General features: G+C 36.4%; 15 protein-coding genes. 9 read left to right on the top strand and 6 right to left on the bottom strand.

Annotation, left to right across the window (positions count from 1 at the left end; translation table 11 throughout):
* The first annotated feature begins 26 nt into the window (after positions 1-26).
* Positions 27-1277: an NADP-dependent isocitrate dehydrogenase gene (icd, locus tag AC0L5Q_RS06155; RefSeq protein WP_473615752.1), complete on the top strand. Its 1251-nt coding sequence runs from the start codon at positions 27-29 to the stop codon at positions 1275-1277.
* A gap of 63 nt (positions 1278-1340) precedes the next feature.
* Here the strand turns inward: icd and cspD are convergent, their stop codons facing one another.
* On the bottom strand, positions 1341-1565 hold the full coding sequence (cspD, locus tag AC0L5Q_RS06150; protein WP_076418775.1) for a cold shock domain-containing protein CspD: 225 nt from the start codon (positions 1563-1565) through the stop codon (positions 1341-1343).
* Positions 1566-1778: 213 nt separating this feature from the next.
* Here cspD and clpS point away from each other — a divergent pair, with 213 nt between their 5' ends.
* Together clpS and clpA are read left to right on the top strand one after the other, a co-directional pair.
* Positions 1779-2099 (top strand): ATP-dependent Clp protease adapter ClpS, encoded by a 321-nt coding sequence (clpS, locus tag AC0L5Q_RS06145; RefSeq protein ID WP_473615746.1) that lies wholly within the window; start codon positions 1779-1781, stop codon positions 2097-2099.
* A 28-nt stretch (positions 2100-2127) separates the two neighbouring features.
* Positions 2128-4380, top strand: a complete 2253-nt coding sequence (clpA, locus tag AC0L5Q_RS06140; RefSeq protein WP_473615743.1) for an ATP-dependent Clp protease ATP-binding subunit ClpA — start codon at positions 2128-2130, stop codon at positions 4378-4380.
* Positions 4381-4537: 157 nt separating this feature from the next.
* Here the strand turns inward: clpA and infA are convergent, their stop codons facing one another.
* The 5 genes from infA to ald all read right to left on the bottom strand — a co-directional run bounded on the left by infA (position 4538) and on the right by ald (position 8675).
* Positions 4538-4756, bottom strand: a complete 219-nt coding sequence (gene infA / locus AC0L5Q_RS06135; RefSeq protein ID WP_011043571.1) for a translation initiation factor IF-1 — start codon at positions 4754-4756, stop codon at positions 4538-4540.
* 129 nt (positions 4757-4885) lie between these two features.
* The gene (locus AC0L5Q_RS06130) at positions 4886-5587 is read right to left on the bottom strand and encodes an arginyltransferase (protein ID WP_473615736.1); all 702 of its coding nucleotides are present in this window, start codon (positions 5585-5587) and stop codon (positions 4886-4888) included.
* 4 nt (positions 5588-5591) lie between these two features.
* Complete coding sequence (gene aat / locus AC0L5Q_RS06125; RefSeq protein WP_473615733.1) at positions 5592-6296, bottom strand: leucyl/phenylalanyl-tRNA--protein transferase; 705 nt, start codon at positions 6294-6296, stop codon at positions 5592-5594.
* Positions 6297-6336: 40 nt separating this feature from the next.
* On the bottom strand, positions 6337-7293 hold the full coding sequence (trxB, locus tag AC0L5Q_RS06120) for a thioredoxin-disulfide reductase (RefSeq protein ID WP_473615730.1): 957 nt from the start codon (positions 7291-7293) through the stop codon (positions 6337-6339).
* A 260-nt stretch (positions 7294-7553) separates the two neighbouring features.
* The gene (gene ald, locus AC0L5Q_RS06115) at positions 7554-8675 is read right to left on the bottom strand and encodes an alanine dehydrogenase (protein WP_473615729.1); all 1122 of its coding nucleotides are present in this window, start codon (positions 8673-8675) and stop codon (positions 7554-7556) included.
* A gap of 153 nt (positions 8676-8828) precedes the next feature.
* Here ald and lrp point away from each other — a divergent pair, with 153 nt between their 5' ends.
* From lrp to serS, 6 genes are all read left to right on the top strand, one after another.
* Positions 8829-9296 (top strand): leucine-responsive transcriptional regulator Lrp, encoded by a 468-nt coding sequence (gene lrp, locus AC0L5Q_RS06110; RefSeq protein WP_473615726.1) that lies wholly within the window; start codon positions 8829-8831, stop codon positions 9294-9296.
* A 73-nt stretch (positions 9297-9369) separates the two neighbouring features.
* Positions 9370-11925, top strand: coding sequence for a DNA translocase FtsK (locus tag AC0L5Q_RS06105; protein WP_473615722.1), 2556 nt, complete (start codon positions 9370-9372; stop codon positions 11923-11925).
* Positions 11918-12616, top strand: coding sequence for an outer membrane lipoprotein periplasmic chaperone LolA (gene lolA, locus AC0L5Q_RS06100; RefSeq protein ID WP_473615717.1), 699 nt, complete (start codon positions 11918-11920; stop codon positions 12614-12616). The genes AC0L5Q_RS06105 and lolA overlap by 8 nt, the downstream gene beginning before the upstream one ends.
* On the top strand, positions 12603-13961 hold the full coding sequence (locus AC0L5Q_RS06095) for a replication-associated recombination protein A (RefSeq protein WP_473615714.1): 1359 nt from the start codon (positions 12603-12605) through the stop codon (positions 13959-13961). Before lolA ends, AC0L5Q_RS06095 begins: the two co-directional genes overlap by 14 nt.
* Positions 13945-14346, top strand: coding sequence for a fluoride efflux transporter CrcB (crcB, locus tag AC0L5Q_RS06090; protein WP_077337926.1), 402 nt, complete (start codon positions 13945-13947; stop codon positions 14344-14346). Before AC0L5Q_RS06095 ends, crcB begins: the two co-directional genes overlap by 17 nt.
* Before the next feature lie 17 nt (positions 14347-14363).
* On the top strand, positions 14364-15644 hold the full coding sequence (gene serS, locus AC0L5Q_RS06085) for a serine--tRNA ligase (RefSeq protein ID WP_473615709.1): 1281 nt from the start codon (positions 14364-14366) through the stop codon (positions 15642-15644).
* Positions 15645-15773 lie beyond the last annotated feature (129 nt).

Genomic DNA, 15773 nt, shown 5'->3' with positions numbered 1-15773 from the left:
ATTCGGATGCAGCAGAGGAACTTCATATGTCAAATAAAGTAATAATTCCAGAGTCAGGTAGTAAAATCACAGTTATTGATGGAAAGTTAACCGTTCCAAATAATCCTATTATTCCTTATATCGAAGGTGATGGTATTGGCATTGATATTACTCCAACTATGATTAAAGTGGTTGATGCTGCCGTTAAGAAAGCTTATGCCGGTGAACGCAATATTCATTGGATGGAGGTCTACGCTGGTGAAAAAGCTACTGAAATATATGACTCGGAAACTTGGTTGCCTGATGAAACATTAGAAATATTTAAACAATATAAAGTAGGTATAAAAGGTCCTTTAACCACACCTGTTGGTGGTGGAATGAGATCCTTGAATGTAGCAATACGTCAAATACTTGATCTTTATGTATGCCAACGTCCTGTGCAGTGGTTTACGGGAGTACCAAGCCCAGTTAAAAATCCAGCGGAAGTTAATATGATTATTTTTAGAGAAAACTCTGAAGATATATATGCAGGTATTGAGTATCAAGCCAATAGCTCAGATGCAAAGAAGGTTATTGAGTTTTTAACTAAAGAAATGGGTGTTACTAAAATCCGTTTTGAAGAGGATTGTGGTATTGGTATTAAACCTGTTTCTAAAGAAGGTACACAGCGTTTAGTTCGCCAAGCAATTCAATATGCCATTGATAATGATAAAGACTCTGTAACTTTAGTTCATAAAGGTAATATTATGAAGTTTACTGAAGGGGCATTTAAAGATTGGGGATATCAGTTAGCAATTGAAGAGTTTGGTGCTGACTATATCGACGGTGGCCCATGGTGTTCAATCATTAATCCTAATAATGGTAAAGAGATCATTATTAAAGATGTAATAGCTGATGCTATGTTGCAACAAATACTGCTAAGACCTGCTGAATATAGTGTTATTGCCACACTAAATTTAAATGGTGATTATATTTCTGATGCTTTAGCTGCACAAGTAGGTGGTATTGGAATTGCTCCTGGTGCTAACTTAAATGACGAAGTGGCTATTTTTGAAGCGACCCATGGTACAGCACCAAAATATGCAGGTCAGAATAAAGTCAATCCAGGTTCTGTAATCTTATCGGCTGAAATGATGTTAAGGCATATGGGATGGCTTGAAGCCGCAGACTTGTTATTGAAAGGTATGTCGGGTGCTATTAATGCTAAAACGGTAACCTATGACTTTGAACGCTTAATGGATGGGGCTACTTTGGTAACTTGTTCTGAATTTGGTGATTGTATTATTGATAACTTGTAATAAGTTAATGGGAATAAAAAACAAAATGTGTTTTTTATTCCCTATGTAACTTATAGGTAATGATTAATCTTCTTGAGACTCTACTTCTGATGGTGTAATGCTTGCTGCGTGTTGACCTTTAGGTCCAGCATCAATTTCGTAATTTACATCCTGTCCTGCTTTCAACGTTCGATAACCTTCCATTTGAATTGTCGAGTAGTGAGCAAATATATCCTCACCACCTTCGTCGGGACGAATAAAACCAAAACCTTTAGCATTATTAAACCATTTAACTGTACCCTGTGCCATACTTCTACATCCTTTATTAAATGAACTTGGTATATTACTTGTGTTTCTTAAGCATTTTTTAAATCAAGTAGCGATTAAAAAAACATCACTAATGAATCGTAGATAAATATAATTATTAGTCAAGTTAAATTTACCTATTTTTTCATCTTATTAAACATTAAAATAATGAGAAAAGTTACAGCAAAATTCTCATCTACAGGCTAATATATAATTATGAGTAAATGGAAAGAGCTCACAGACAACCAAGAGCTACTTGAAGAAAAGATTGAAATAGACAATGTAAAACCTCCGATGTATAACGTTATATTACTGAATGACGATTATACGCCGATGGACTTTGTAGTAGAGGTATTACGCATGTTCTTTAATATGAATGCTGAGCGAGCGACAGATATTATGCTCGATATTCATTATAAAGGTAAGGCATCTTGTGGCACATTTACTGCGGAAATTGCAGAAACTAAAGTAAGTCAAGTAAGTAGTTACGCTATTGAAAACCAGCATCCTCTTAAGTGCAAAATGGAAAAAGTGTAACCCGTAAGTTTTGACAGTGGAGTAACCTATGCTAAATAAAGATCTAGAAATTTCATTAAACTTAGCTTTTCGCCAAGCTAAAGATTCCCGTCATGAATTTATGACGGTAGAGCACCTACTACTCGCACTATTAGATAACCCCGCTTCTATAGAAGCATTAAATGCTTGTGGTGCAGATCTATCCAAATTACGTCAAGAATTACTTAATTTTATTGGTGAAACAACGCCAGTAATTCCTGAAAGTGAAATTGAAAGAGAAACTCAACCCACGTTAGGGTTCCAACGTGTATTGCAACGTGCTGTTTTTCATGTGCAATCATCAGGTAAAAGCGAAGTCAATGGCTCTAATGTTTTAGTGGCTATCTTTAGCGAACAAGAATCACAAGCTGCTTATTTTCTTAAAAAACTAGATGTGACTCGTTTAGATATTGTGAACTTTATTTCTCATGGTATTTCAAAAATTGAAAGTAATGAGCCTTCTCATGTTACTGAAGATATTGAACAGAAAGTAGAAGAACGTACTATAGATAACTTTGCAGTAAATCTTAATGAAGAGGCGCTAAAAGGTAATATAGATCCACTTATCGGTAGAAGCGATGAGTTAGAAAGAACCTTACAAGTGTTAAGTCGTCGTCGTAAAAATAACCCGTTATATGTTGGGGAAGCAGGTGTTGGTAAAACAGCGATTGCTGAAGGCTTAGCAAATTTAGTTATTTCAGATAAAGCACCTGAATTTTTAGCCGACGCTACGATTTACTCATTAGACATGGGGGCTTTATTAGCAGGAACAAAATACAGAGGTGATTTCGAAAAGAGATTCAAAGCTGTTTTAAAAGAGTTAGAAACGGATACGAATGCCATTTTATTTATTGATGAAATTCATACTATTATCGGTGCAGGTGCGGCTTCTGGCGGTATGATGGATGCATCTAACTTGCTTAAACCTTTATTATCATCAGGTAAGCTGCGTTGTATTGGCTCTACCACATATCAAGAATACAATAGTATTTTTGAGAAAGATCGCGCACTTGCAAGACGATTCCAAAAAATTGATGTAGCAGAGCCTAGTGTTGATGAAACAACTAAAATCTTACAAGGTTTAAAAGAGAAATACGAAAGCCATCATGGCATTCGTTATACCAATAAAGCGCTAAGAGCGGCAGCTCAACTATCGGCTAAGTATATTAATGAGCGCTTTTTACCTGATAAAGCGATTGATGTGATTGATGAAGCAGGCGCTAAACAACAATTAGTTGCGCCATCGAAACGTAAAAAAATCATTAACAACACCGATATTGAAACGATTGTTGCAAAAATGGCTCGTATTCCAGAAAAGTCAGTGTCTTCAACAGAAACTGATAGCCTTAAAACATTAGATAGAAACCTTAAGATGGTTGTGTTTGGTCAAGATCATGCGATAGATGAACTTTCATCTGTTATTCGTTTATCACGTGCTGGTTTAGGCAATGAAGAAAAACCTATTGGGTCATTCTTATTTGCTGGTCCAACAGGCGTAGGTAAAACTGAAGTTACACAACAGCTGGCTAAAACATTAGGTGTTGAGCTCTTGCGTTACGATATGTCTGAATACATGGAAAAGCACGCGGTTAGCCGACTTATTGGTGCTCCTCCAGGTTATGTTGGATATGAGCAAGGTGGACTATTAACTGATGCTGTACTTAAACACCCTCATTCAGTTGTATTGTTAGATGAAATTGAAAAAGCACATCCTGATGTATTTAATATTCTTTTACAGGTAATGGATCACGGTACATTAACGGATAATAATGGCCGTAAGGCTGATTTTAGAAACGTTATTATTGTATTAACGACCAATGCTGGTGTTACTGAAACAACGAAACAGTCTATTGGTTTCAAGCAACAAGATGCGAATATGAATGCGATGGAAGAAATTAATAAAGTTTTCTCTCCTGAGTTCCGTAACCGATTAGATAATATTGTTTGGTTTAACCACTTAAGTACCGAAATTATTCATCAAGTTGTTGATAAGTTTATTGTTGAGCTTCAAGCACAATTAGATGTAAAAGGGGTCTCTTTAGAGCTTTCAAAAGCAGCTAAAGATTGGTTAGCTGAGAAAGGTTATGATAAAAATATGGGCGCTAGACCTATGGCTAGATTGATCCAAGAGCATTTGAAGAAAAACTTAGCCAACGAGTTGCTCTTTGGTGATCTAACTCATGGCGGCGTAGCTAAAGTTGATGTCAAAAAAGGTAAGTTAGTGATTCAATGCGAATCGAAAAAAGAGTTAGTAGAGCACTAACGCTTAGTTTATCTTTGGTAGATGTTAAATAACGATAAAAACCATCTTTTTAGATGGTTTTTTTATGTTTAATTGATCGCATTGGTATTTGTAATATTAAAGACATAAAAAAACCCAGTTGTAATCAGCTGGGTTTTTTGTTGGTTTTATAAAGTTATTATCTTGCGCGGAAGATAATACGACCTTTAGATAAATCGTATGGAGTTAACTCAACAGTAACTTTATCACCCGTAAGTATACGGATATAATTTTTGCGCATTTTACCAGAAATGTGTGCAGTAACCACATGGCCATTTTCTAGTTCAACTCTGAACATCGTATTTGGCAATGTATCTAAAACAGTGCCTTGCATTTCAATATTTTCTTCTTTCGCCATTGGGCGTAAAACCTCTAAAGTTGATCTACCGTTAATTGCAATGTATAAAATTCTAAACGGTGTAATTAATGATGAATAAAAAGCTGCGCAGATGATGCCGAATTGAGCGCCTAAAGTAAAGTAAATGTGCTATTTATTTGTTGTAATCCAAGTATTATTGATTAATTCTTGGTATGGGAAGTATTTATTTTTATAATTCATTTTTTGGCAGCTATCAATTTGATAACCCAAATATAAAAATCTTTTGTTGTATTCGTTACTTAATTTGATTTGATTGAGTATTGAAAATACACCCAAACCTTTTGAACGGTAATCAGGATGATAAAAAGTATAAACGGCAGATAAGCCATCAGTGAGAATATCGGTAACTGCAACTGAAATAAGTATGTCGTCATCCCATGTCTCAATAAATAATTGCTCAGACACACTACTTTTTGTGAAGGTTTCGTATTGAGTGATTGTTGCCGGAAACATACTACCGTCATGATGTATGGTATTTATGTAGTTTTCGTAAAGCTCATAATAAATGTCTTTAGGCTCATGAGATACTTTCAATATATAAGCTTTGTTTTTATTAAATAAACGTTTTTGACTTTTTGATGGTTTAAAATCTTGGCTAATTAATCGAATTGATTTACAGGCATTACAATTTATGCAATGAGGACGATATATTTGGTCGCTGCTTCGTCTAAAGCCGTTTGCCATTAACCAAGAGTATTGTTCAGTGTTATGTAAGCGTTCATCTACCGCAACGAGCAGACGTTCTTCTTCATCAGGTAAATAATTACAGGGAAAAGATTGAGTGATCCCGAATTGATAGTCATTAGCCATATTACTACTCTATTTCTTTTGGTAGCCAAAAATCGTGAGGAATATTCATAGATAAGTGTTTTTGTTGTTGTTTAATAAAATACTCTCTAGACACTTCAATACAGCCCATATCTGCTAAAAACGGATTTAATAACTGACAGTCTATCATGCTTATATTAATGCTCTCTAAATGCTTAGCAAGTGTTACAAGGGCTATTTTTGAAGCATTACTGACTTTATAAAACATTGACTCGCCAGAAAAATAGCCATTAATCGCTACGCCATATAAACCACCCACTAATTCATTGTTTTGCCATACCTCAATACTATGCGCATGTCCTTGTCTGTGTAATTGTTTATAAGCATTAATCATGTCGGTAACAATCCACGTATCTTCTTTTCTAAAAGGGGCGTGTGCACAAAGGTTAATAACCTCGTTAAAAGCTTTGTTGATTGAAACGCTATAATTTTTTTGTTTTAAAACTTTTCTTAACGTGCGATTTATTTTAATGGTTGTTGTAGTAATTATAGCTCTAGGATCGGGACTCCACCACATGATTGGATCATGATCAGAATACCAAGGAAATACACCGTGTTTGTAAGCGCTGCATAAACGCTCAACACTTAAATCTCCGCCAAAGGCAAGTAATCCATTAGGTTCTGTAAGGGCTTGGTGTAGAGGAGGGAAGACCAAACTCTCACTGTTAAGTAATTCAAGAGTTTGGCTCATTTTAATAGACTTATTGTTATTCGTTTAAAAATGCTAAGAATTAAGAATTTTTAGCATCTAAATAACGTTCAGCATCTAATGCAGCCATACAGCCAGCACCCGCAGACGTAATGGCTTGACGATAAATATGATCTGCAACATCACCCGCAGCAAAAACACCTTCAACACTTGTTTGTGTTGCGTTGCCTGAAGTACCACTTTGAATAGTTAAGTAGCCATCTTTCATTGCTAACTGGTCTTTAAATATATCAGTATTAGGTTTATGTCCAATAGCAATGAATGTGCCCATTACTTCAAGATCTTCAGTTTTATCAGATTTTGTATCTTTTAATCTAATACCTGTTACGCCCATATCATTACCTAGTACTTCATCTAGGGTACGATCTAAATGTAGAATAATTTTGCCTTCTTCCACTTTTTTATATAAACGGTCAGCAAGAATTTTTTCAGAACGGAAAGTATCACGTCTATGCACTAAATGTACTTCTGAAGCGATGTTCGCTAAATATAAAGCTTCTTCAACAGCAGTATTGCCACCACCAACAACAGCAACTTTTTGGTTACGGTAAAAAAATCCGTCACATGTAGCACAAGCTGAAACACCTTTACCCATAAAAGCTTCTTCAGAAGGTAAACCTAGATATTGAGCTGAAGCACCTGTACAAATAATTAAAGCATCACAAGTGTAAGAAGCCGTGTCACCTTTTAATTTAAAAGGACGTTCACTGAAATCTACTTCGTTGATATGATCAAAAACAATTTCAGTATCAAATTTTTCTGCATGTTTTTGCATACGTTCCATAAGTGCAGGGCCGGTAAGATCGTCTGCATCTCCAGGCCAGTTTTCAACTTCTGTTGTTGTTGTTAACTGTCCACCTTGTTGCATACCAGTGATCATTACAGGTTTTAAATTTGCTCGTGCGGCATAAACTGCAGCCGTGTAGCCAGCAGGTCCTGAGCCTAGGATAAGTAATGGACAATGTCTGGTTTCGCTCATGGTGTACTCCAATAGATGAAATGAATAACTTACTTTAGTTAGTAATTGGGATTTTAAGGGATTATATCAATAGGGCAACTAACTTTTATTTAAAAAAATGCATCAAAAGTTATAAAGTGTAGGTATCTTTTTACAAAAGAATGAGTGATAGGCGTTGTTACCTCTTTATCATATATTAAAAAAGCGCTATTAACTCAATGCTAATAGCGCTTTAAATTATATTTATTTGCTCGACCTTTTATAAATCAAGCGACAATATTTTATAAAGTAGCAATTGCGTCTTCAGGTGCTACGTAGTCATAACCTAATACATCAGCTACTGGCTTGTAAGTGATTTTACCACCTAAAACATTTAAACCATTCATAAGATGAACATCATCAAGCATCGCTTGTTTTGCACCTTTATTTGCTAAAGTAACAGCAAACGGCATAGTTGCATTTGTTAATGCCATTGTTGACGTGCGTGCTACGCCACCAGGCATGTTTGCTACACAATAATGTACAACATCGTCAACTACATAGGTTGGATCTTGATGAGTGGTTGCTTTTGATGTTTCGAAACAACCACCTTGGTCAATTGCAACATCTACAACAACAGCGCCTTTTTTCATCATTTTGATGTGTTGCGCGGTAACTAATTTTGGAGCTGCTGCGCCTGGTATTAATACTGCACCAATCACCAAGTCAGCTTCTACAATTAGCTGGTCCATTGCATCAGCTGTTGAGTAAACTGTTTTTAATCGACCATCAAATTCAACATCTAGTTGACGTAAACGTGGAAGTGAACGATCTAGAATAGTAACATCAGCACCCATACCTATAGCCATACGAGCAGCTTGAGTTCCTACTACACCACCACCAACAATTAAAACTTTTGCAGGAGCAACACCCGGAACACCACCTAATAAAGCACCTAAACCACCTTGTGCTTTTTCAAGGGCATGAGCACCTGCTTGAATAGACATACGACCTGCTACTTCAGACATAGGTGCTAATAAAGGTAAACCACCTGTAGCTGCTGTTACTGTTTCGTAAGCTATACAGGTAGCGCCAGAAGCTATGAGTAATTCTGTTTGTTTTGGATCAGGAGCTAAATGTAAATAAGTAAATAATACTTGGCCAGGACGAAGCATTTTACATTCATTAGGTTGAGGTTCTTTTACTTTAATGATCATATCTGCAGTAGCAAAAATTTCTTCTGCAGTATCAATGATTTTTGCGCCAGCAATAATATATTGCTCGTTTTCAAAACCGATGGCAGCACCACCGTTACTTTCAACGAGAACACTATGTCCATTTACTGTCAGCTCTTTTACACCAGCAGGCGTAAGGCCAATACGGTACTCGTGGTTTTTAATTTCTTTAGGTACACCGATAATCATAATTGCTTTCTCTAATTGTATTTTTATAGGGTTTTATTTAACGCTAGTATAATTCTATTTTAAGGAGATATTATTTCGTTGTTTTATTTTTTCTAGTGTATTATGCTATTTTTATTGTTATTTTTAGATGAAAATATCGTTTAAGAGAAGTGGATGAAAAAGCTAGATCGTATTGACAAAAATATCTTATTTGAATTACAAAAAAATGGCCGTTTATCTAATATAGATTTATCAAAAAAAGTAGGGTTAAGTCCAACGCCATGTCTTGAAAGAGTAAAGCGATTAGAAGCTGATAAATTTATAACTGGATATAGAGCAACATTAAATCACGAACTTTTAGATTCGGCTTTACTGGTATTTGTTGAAATAACATTAACAAAAACGAGTCCTGATGTGTTTAGTGATTTTTCTAAATCTGTCCAGAGTTTAGAGGTTATTCAAGAATGTCATCTTGTTTCAGGCGACTTTGACTTTTTACTTAAAACGCGCGTAAAAGACATGTCAGCCTACAGAGAATTACTCGGTGAAACATTACTTAGGTTACCGTCTGTGAGCGAAAGTCGTACATATGTTGTTATGGAAGAAGTAAAAGCTAACAATGTGTTACCAATTAAACGCTAAAATAATGTTATTGCGTGCAATATTTTGTTATTTTATAAGGTATTAAATTCTTCAATTTTTCATGGTAGATATATTGTCTCAAGAATCTTCTAAATTAAACGGTGTTCAACGCCTACTTGAAGCTGGATTATTAGTTTCATGTGTTTTCGCTATGTACATGATGCTTATCTTGTTTACATTTGATTCGGCTGATCCTGGCTGGGCACAAACAGGTTATCAAACAGCTATTCGTAATATGGGGGGCGCTGTAGGTGCCTACTTATCTGATTTATTATTAAACCTATTTGGTGTTGTCGCTTATAGTTTACCTTTTGTTATTGCTATTACGGGCTGGTTGATCTTTCAAAAATATCATAAATTAATGCAGCTTGATTACTTAACTTTGGGTCTAAAGTTTGTCGGTTTTATTCTGCTTTATGTAGGTATTACCTCAATAGCGAGTATGAATTTTGATGATATATTTTATTTTTCAGCAGGCGGAATTATTGGTGATGTACTGAGTAATACCTTTTTACCTTATTTTTCATTTGTGGGTAGTACATTAATTTTCTTGTTACTTTGTGGGACGGGGTTTGTTCTATTAACGGGATTTTCACTATTAGCCTTTGTTGATATGATTGGCTCGTACACCATACGAGGTATGCAATATCTTGTTAACCTTCCTCATTTATTGAAAGAAAATTTTGGTACCTCTAATACTGAAGAACAACCAAAAGTAGAACCTGAACAGTCTAAACCTGAAGAAGAAAGTGTCAGTAAAACCTCAAGCATAAAACAAAAGTTTACCGATGTTGCTGCTAAAATTACCGCTAAGAAAGAACCTGTAACAACGACATCTAACCAAAATGATGTTGAACATGCATTTTCCTCGCTTTCTACTCAAAACGATCAAAATTTAATTAACCCAAGCGAAAACGATATTCCTTTTCAATTGGATGATGAATTAGAACCTTTTGTTGATATTAACGACATTATGGGTGAGCCGTTAGCCATTAACGTACAAGAACATGTTAATGAAGAAGAAATAACAGCAGCGTTTGAAGATGTTGAAAAGATAGTAATACCTGTTTCCACTAAGCCAGCAGTTCAATCGCCATCTACAGAAATAGAAGACAAGTACAAAGGAATGCCTGGACTTGACTTATTAGATCGCCCAGACCGTGCCAAACACCCCATTGATCAAGAACAACTCGATCGAGTTTCTCGCTTAGTCGAAGAAAAGTTACTTGAGTTTGGCATTATAGCCGAAGTGGTTGGTGTTTTCCCTGGACCGGTGATTACCCGGTTTGAATTGAATTTAGCCCCAGGCGTTAAAGCCAGCAAAATTACCAACTTATCGAAAGATTTAGCTCGGTCGCTATCAGCAAAAAGTGTTCGCGTTGTTGAAGTGATCGAAGGTAAGTCTGTGATCGGTATCGAATTACCGAACAAACACCGTGAAACCGTATTCTTTGCCGACGTTATTTCTTGTGAAAAATTCTCTGAGTCAAGCTCAAAATTGGCGATGGCTATTGGTAGTGATATATCAGGAGAGCCGGTTATTGCTGATCTAGCTAAAATGCCACATCTACTCGTTGCGGGTACCACAGGCTCAGGTAAATCTGTTGCAGTTAACACCATGATTGTCAGTATTTTATATAAAGCTTCGCCTGAAGATGTACGTATGATCATGATAGATCCCAAGCAAGTAGAATTATCAGTATACGACGGTATACCTCATTTATTATCTGAGGTAGTTACTGACATGAAAGAAGCAGCAAATGCGCTGCGTTGGTGTGTAGGAGAAATGGAGCGACGTTATCAGTTAATGTCAAAGCTTGGTGTCAGAAATCTTAAAGGTTATAACGCTAAAGTTGTTAAGGCGATAGAGGCTGGTGAACCGTTAATTGATCCTTTATGGGAACCTAAGGATGCCTTTAGCCAAACCCCCCCCTTATTAACAAGACTGCCGTCAATTGTAATTATTGTTGATGAGTTTGCTGACATGATGATGATAGTAGGTAAAAAAGTTGAAGAACTTATTGCCCGTATTGCACAAAAGGCACGTGCTGCAGGTATTCATTTAATTCTAGCGACACAACGTCCATCTGCTGATGTTATTACAGGGTTAATTAAAGCCAATATTCCAACGCGTATGGCGCTAAGAGTTCAATCTAGAATAGAGTCGCGCATCATTTTAGATCAACAAGGCGCAGATCAACTCTTGGGAATGGGTGATATGTTTTATTTACCGCCAGGTGAAGCTGTACCCATTCGAGTACATGGCGCTTTTGTTGATGACCATGAAGTACATGCAGTGGTTAGTGATTGGAAATCAAGAGCAGAGCCTAATTATATTGAAGATATTCTGTCAGGCGGTAGCGAGCAAGAAATTTTATTGCCCGGTGAAGTTTCAGAAGGTAGTGAAGAAGAAGAGCTTGATACCATATTTGATGAAGCAGTTAATTTTGTAACTGAAACACGTCGAGTGTCTATTTCAAGCGTACAACGCAAGTTTAGAATTGGTTATAACCGAGCTGCTCGTATAGTTGAACAAATGGAAACTCAAGGCATTGTTACTACTCCTGGTAACAATGGCGCTCGAGAAGTATTAGCTCCACCTCCTATTAAGGATTTCGATAATGACTAAAAAACATCAAGTAATATCAACTGCGCTGTTAACTTTTTCCTTAGGTAGCTTTTCAGCACTGCCAAGCTTAGCTGCTGATATGAACACACCCATTACAGAAAACAATAATATAAGTCATATTATTGCGAATACTTCACAAGAATATAAAAGTGAATTAATAAATAAGTTAAGTCGAATTAATCAATTCAGCGCCTTGTTTGAACAAGAGGTTATTGATAATGCTGGTAATGTATTACAGCGTGGAGGAGGCGATTTAGCTGTTAAACGTCCTAACCTTGTACATTGGAATACCACCTCGCCAGACGAGTCTCTTATTGTATCTGACGGTAAATCTATATTCTTATTTGACCCATTTATCGAGCAAGTAACCGCCTATAAACTCGATGGCGCAATAGCTAATACACCAATTTTATTGATCACAACCAATAATGAATCTTTATGGGAACAATACTCTGTTAGCCGTACATCTAAAAACAACTACGTTATACATGCAAATGACGTGAATAGCCGTATTACAACATTAGAAATTAATTTTAATGATCAAAGTGAATTAACTGGTTTTACCTTTCTGGATGTAACGGGGCAGTTAAGTAAAGTTTTACTTAAAAACGTAAATTTATCACCTGATTTAGCTCCTTCACTTTTTACTTTTACTATTCCTGAGGGCGCTCATTTAGATGACCAGCGCTAATGGTACGCTTGATTTAAGTTTTGATGAAGATCCTCAATTTCTTCCTCTTGCTGCTAAATTACGACCTAAAACCCTAGCCGATTATGTTGGTCAAGAACATATATTAGGTATGGGAATGCCTTTACGACTTGCTATTGAGCAAGGTCGTTGTCATTCCCTAATATTTTGGGGCCCACCTGGCACAGGTAAAACGACACTCGCTGAAATTATAGCAAGCCATTCAAATGCTGAAATTGAACGCGTGTCTGCGGTAACTTCTGGTATTAAAGAAATTCGTCAAGCTATTGATAGTGCTAAACAGCGTGCTATTCATCAACAAAAAAGAACCGTGTTGTTTGTTGATGAAGTTCATCGTTTTAATAAAAGTCAGCAAGATGCTTTTCTACCACACATTGAAGACGGTACTATAATTTTTATTGGTGCGACAACTGAAAATCCTGCGTTTGAATTAAACCAAGCGGTTTTATCTCGAGCGAGGGTTTATACCCTTAAAAAACTCTCTTTAGAAAACTTAGCGGTAGTATTAACTAAAGCTATACAGTTTGAAGAAAATAGTGCTGCTGGTAGTTTAAAAATTAATATTGACGAAGGTGCAAAAAAACAACTTTTTGCTAGTGCAAGTGGCGATGCAAGACGTTTACTTAATCTATTTGAAAATTGTTTAGAAGTTATTGAAACTGTTAACCAAGAAAAACGTATTAATATAGAAACGGTTATTAAAGTCGCTGGCGATAAAATTGCCATGTACGACAAAGGTGGCGATGCTTTTTATGACTTAATTAGTGCCTTTCATAAATCCGTTCGAGGCTCAGATCCTGATGCCGCTTTATATTGGTATGCAAGAATTTTAACGGGTGGCGGCGATCCGTTATATGTAGCAAGACGCTTGCTTGCTATTGCGAGTGAAGATATTGGTAATGCGGATCCACGTGCTATGCAATTGGCCATTAATGCATGGGATACTTTTCATCGCGTTGGTCCAAGTGAAGGTGAACGGGCGATTGCACAAGCTGCCGTTTACATGGCGTTAGCTCCCAAGAGTAATGCGGTATATATGGCTTTTAGTAAGGCGAAAGAACTAGCAAAAGCGACCTCAGACCTTGATGTACCTTTTCATCTAAAAAATGCCACTAGCTCAATAACCAAAGAGTTGGGACATGGCGCGGAATACCGATATGCTCATAACGAGGAGAATGCTTTTGCTGCTGGCGAATGTTATTTACCTCCTGAAATTGCAGATACAAAACTATATGAACCAACAGATCGCGGTTTAGAAAAACAACTCAAAGAAAAACTTAACTATTTAAATACACTTAACAGGAATAGTAATGACCAGCGGTATTAGTAATTTAAGCCTTTATATTTTTGTAGCATTAGGTGGAGCTTGTGGCGCCAGTTTACGGTTTTTTGTTTATCAATTAATTTTGAATTTGGGCGGAAAAGGATTCCCTTTTGCAACGCTGGCGGTTAATATTTCGGGTTCTCTTGTTATGGGAGTGTTATACGGGTTAATCGAACAAGGTGTAATTGAAGTAACTGTTTATAGAACCCTTATTGGTATTGGGTTTTTAGGTGCTTTTACCACTTTTTCAACATTCTCATTAGACACCTTATTAATATTGCAACAAGGTGATTATTTTAAAGCGATAATGAATATTTTTCTTAATGTTGGCTTATGTATATTAGCTGCAGCATTAGGCATGTTCCTTGTCTCCATTTTTAACAAATAAAGAAAACGTGACTCCTCATGCTAGATCCAAAATTATTTAGAACAGATATTGAAAAAACAGCTGAATTATTAGCTTTACGTGGTTATCAGTTAGATACAGTAACTTTGTCGAACCTTGAAGCAACACGTAAAGAAATACAGGTTAAAACTCAAGATTTACAAAACCAACGTAATACTCGTTCAAAATCGATTGGACAAGCGAAAGCGCGTGGCGAAGACATTCAGCCTTTATTAGCTGAAGTAAGCCAATTAGGTGATGAACTTGAAGCCGCTAAAGAAGAACAAAATAAAATCCTGCAACAAATTAATGATATTGTGGCAGCAGTACCCAACCTAATTCATGAATCAGTACCACAAGGTAAATCTGAAGACGATAACGTTGAAATTAAACGTTGGGGTACACCGCGTGAATTTGATTTTGAAGTTAAAGACCATGTTGATGTCGCTGGCGCAATGGATAAAGGTTTAGATTTTGAAAGTGGTGCTAAACTAGCAGGAACACGTTTTGCGGTAATGCGCGGACAAATAGCTAAATTACACCGTGCGTTAGCCCAGTTTATGTTAGACACACACAGTGAAGAGCATGGCTACGAAGAAATGTACGTACCTTATTTAGTTAACCATGATTCACTTTTTGGCACAGGTCAGTTACCTAAATTTGGTGAAGACTTATTCCATACAGAGTTAAATAATAAAACGTTTTCGCTTATTCCTACCGCAGAAGTTCCGTTAACTAACTTAGTTAGAGACGAAATTGTTGAAGAAGCTGACTTACCTATTAAAATGTGCGCACATACACCATGTTTTAGAAGTGAAGCAGGTTCATACGGAAGAGACATTCGAGGACTTATCCGTCAGCATCAATTCGACAAAGTTGAAATGGTTCAAATCGTTAAGCCAGAAGATTCTTTTGAAGCATTAGAAAAACTGACAGGTCATGCTGAAGCCATTCTTGAAAAACTAGGTTTACCATACCGTACTGTTGTTTTATGTACGGGCGATATTGGTTTTAGTGCAACTAAAACCTTTGATATTGAAGTATGGTTGCCAGCACAAAATACGTACCGTGAAATTTCATCATGTTCAAACATGGGTGACTTCCAAGCACGTCGTATGCAAGCACGTTACAGAAGTGCAGACTCTAAGAAACCAGAACTTGTTCATACCTTAAATGGTTCAGGTTTAGCTGTTGGTCGTACGTTAGTGGCCGTATTAGAAAACTACCAACAAGCAGATGGCAGTGTTGCTATTCCAGAAGTACTTCAACCTTACATGAAAGGTTTAAAAAGCATAGGGTAATTTAACCTACATTTTTAACCGTTAAAAATCCGATGTTTATCATCGGATTTTTTGTTTTAGGGAGTGTTTTAAGAGATATTTAAAAAATTAAAGAATAATATTGTTAAATTGAGGGTCTTATCCTGTATA

It is taken from the genome of Pseudocolwellia sp. G5-9 (assembly GCF_055808995.1).
The sequence above is the reverse complement of the archived record's forward strand: the minus strand, read 5'-3'. Positions and strand labels throughout refer to the sequence as shown.

Bases quoted from the DNA above. Each gene is read 5' to 3' on its own strand.
- icd (WP_473615752.1), top strand. From the start codon at position 27: ATGTCAAATAAAGTAATAATTCCAGAGTCAGGTAGTAAAATCACAGTT.
- cspD (WP_076418775.1), bottom strand. From the start codon at position 1,565: ATGGCACAGGGTACAGTTAAATGGTTTAATAATGCTAAAGGTTTTGGT.
- clpS (WP_473615746.1), top strand. From the start codon at position 1,779: ATGAGTAAATGGAAAGAGCTCACAGACAACCAAGAGCTACTTGAAGAA.
- clpA (WP_473615743.1), top strand. From the start codon at position 2,128: ATGCTAAATAAAGATCTAGAAATTTCATTAAACTTAGCTTTTCGCCAA.
- infA (WP_011043571.1), bottom strand. From the start codon at position 4,756: ATGGCGAAAGAAGAAAATATTGAAATGCAAGGCACTGTTTTAGATACA.
- AC0L5Q_RS06130 (WP_473615736.1), bottom strand. From the start codon at position 5,587: ATGGCTAATGACTATCAATTCGGGATCACTCAATCTTTTCCCTGTAAT.
- aat (WP_473615733.1), bottom strand. From the start codon at position 6,296: ATGAGCCAAACTCTTGAATTACTTAACAGTGAGAGTTTGGTCTTCCCT.
- trxB (WP_473615730.1), bottom strand. From the start codon at position 7,293: ATGAGCGAAACCAGACATTGTCCATTACTTATCCTAGGCTCAGGACCT.
- ald (WP_473615729.1), bottom strand. From the start codon at position 8,675: ATGATTATCGGTGTACCTAAAGAAATTAAAAACCACGAGTACCGTATT.
- lrp (WP_473615726.1), top strand. From the start codon at position 8,829: ATGAAAAAGCTAGATCGTATTGACAAAAATATCTTATTTGAATTACAA.
- lolA (WP_473615717.1), top strand. From the start codon at position 11,918: ATGACTAAAAAACATCAAGTAATATCAACTGCGCTGTTAACTTTTTCC.
- AC0L5Q_RS06095 (WP_473615714.1), top strand. From the start codon at position 12,603: ATGACCAGCGCTAATGGTACGCTTGATTTAAGTTTTGATGAAGATCCT.
- crcB (WP_077337926.1), top strand. From the start codon at position 13,945: ATGACCAGCGGTATTAGTAATTTAAGCCTTTATATTTTTGTAGCATTA.
- serS (WP_473615709.1), top strand. From the start codon at position 14,364: ATGCTAGATCCAAAATTATTTAGAACAGATATTGAAAAAACAGCTGAA.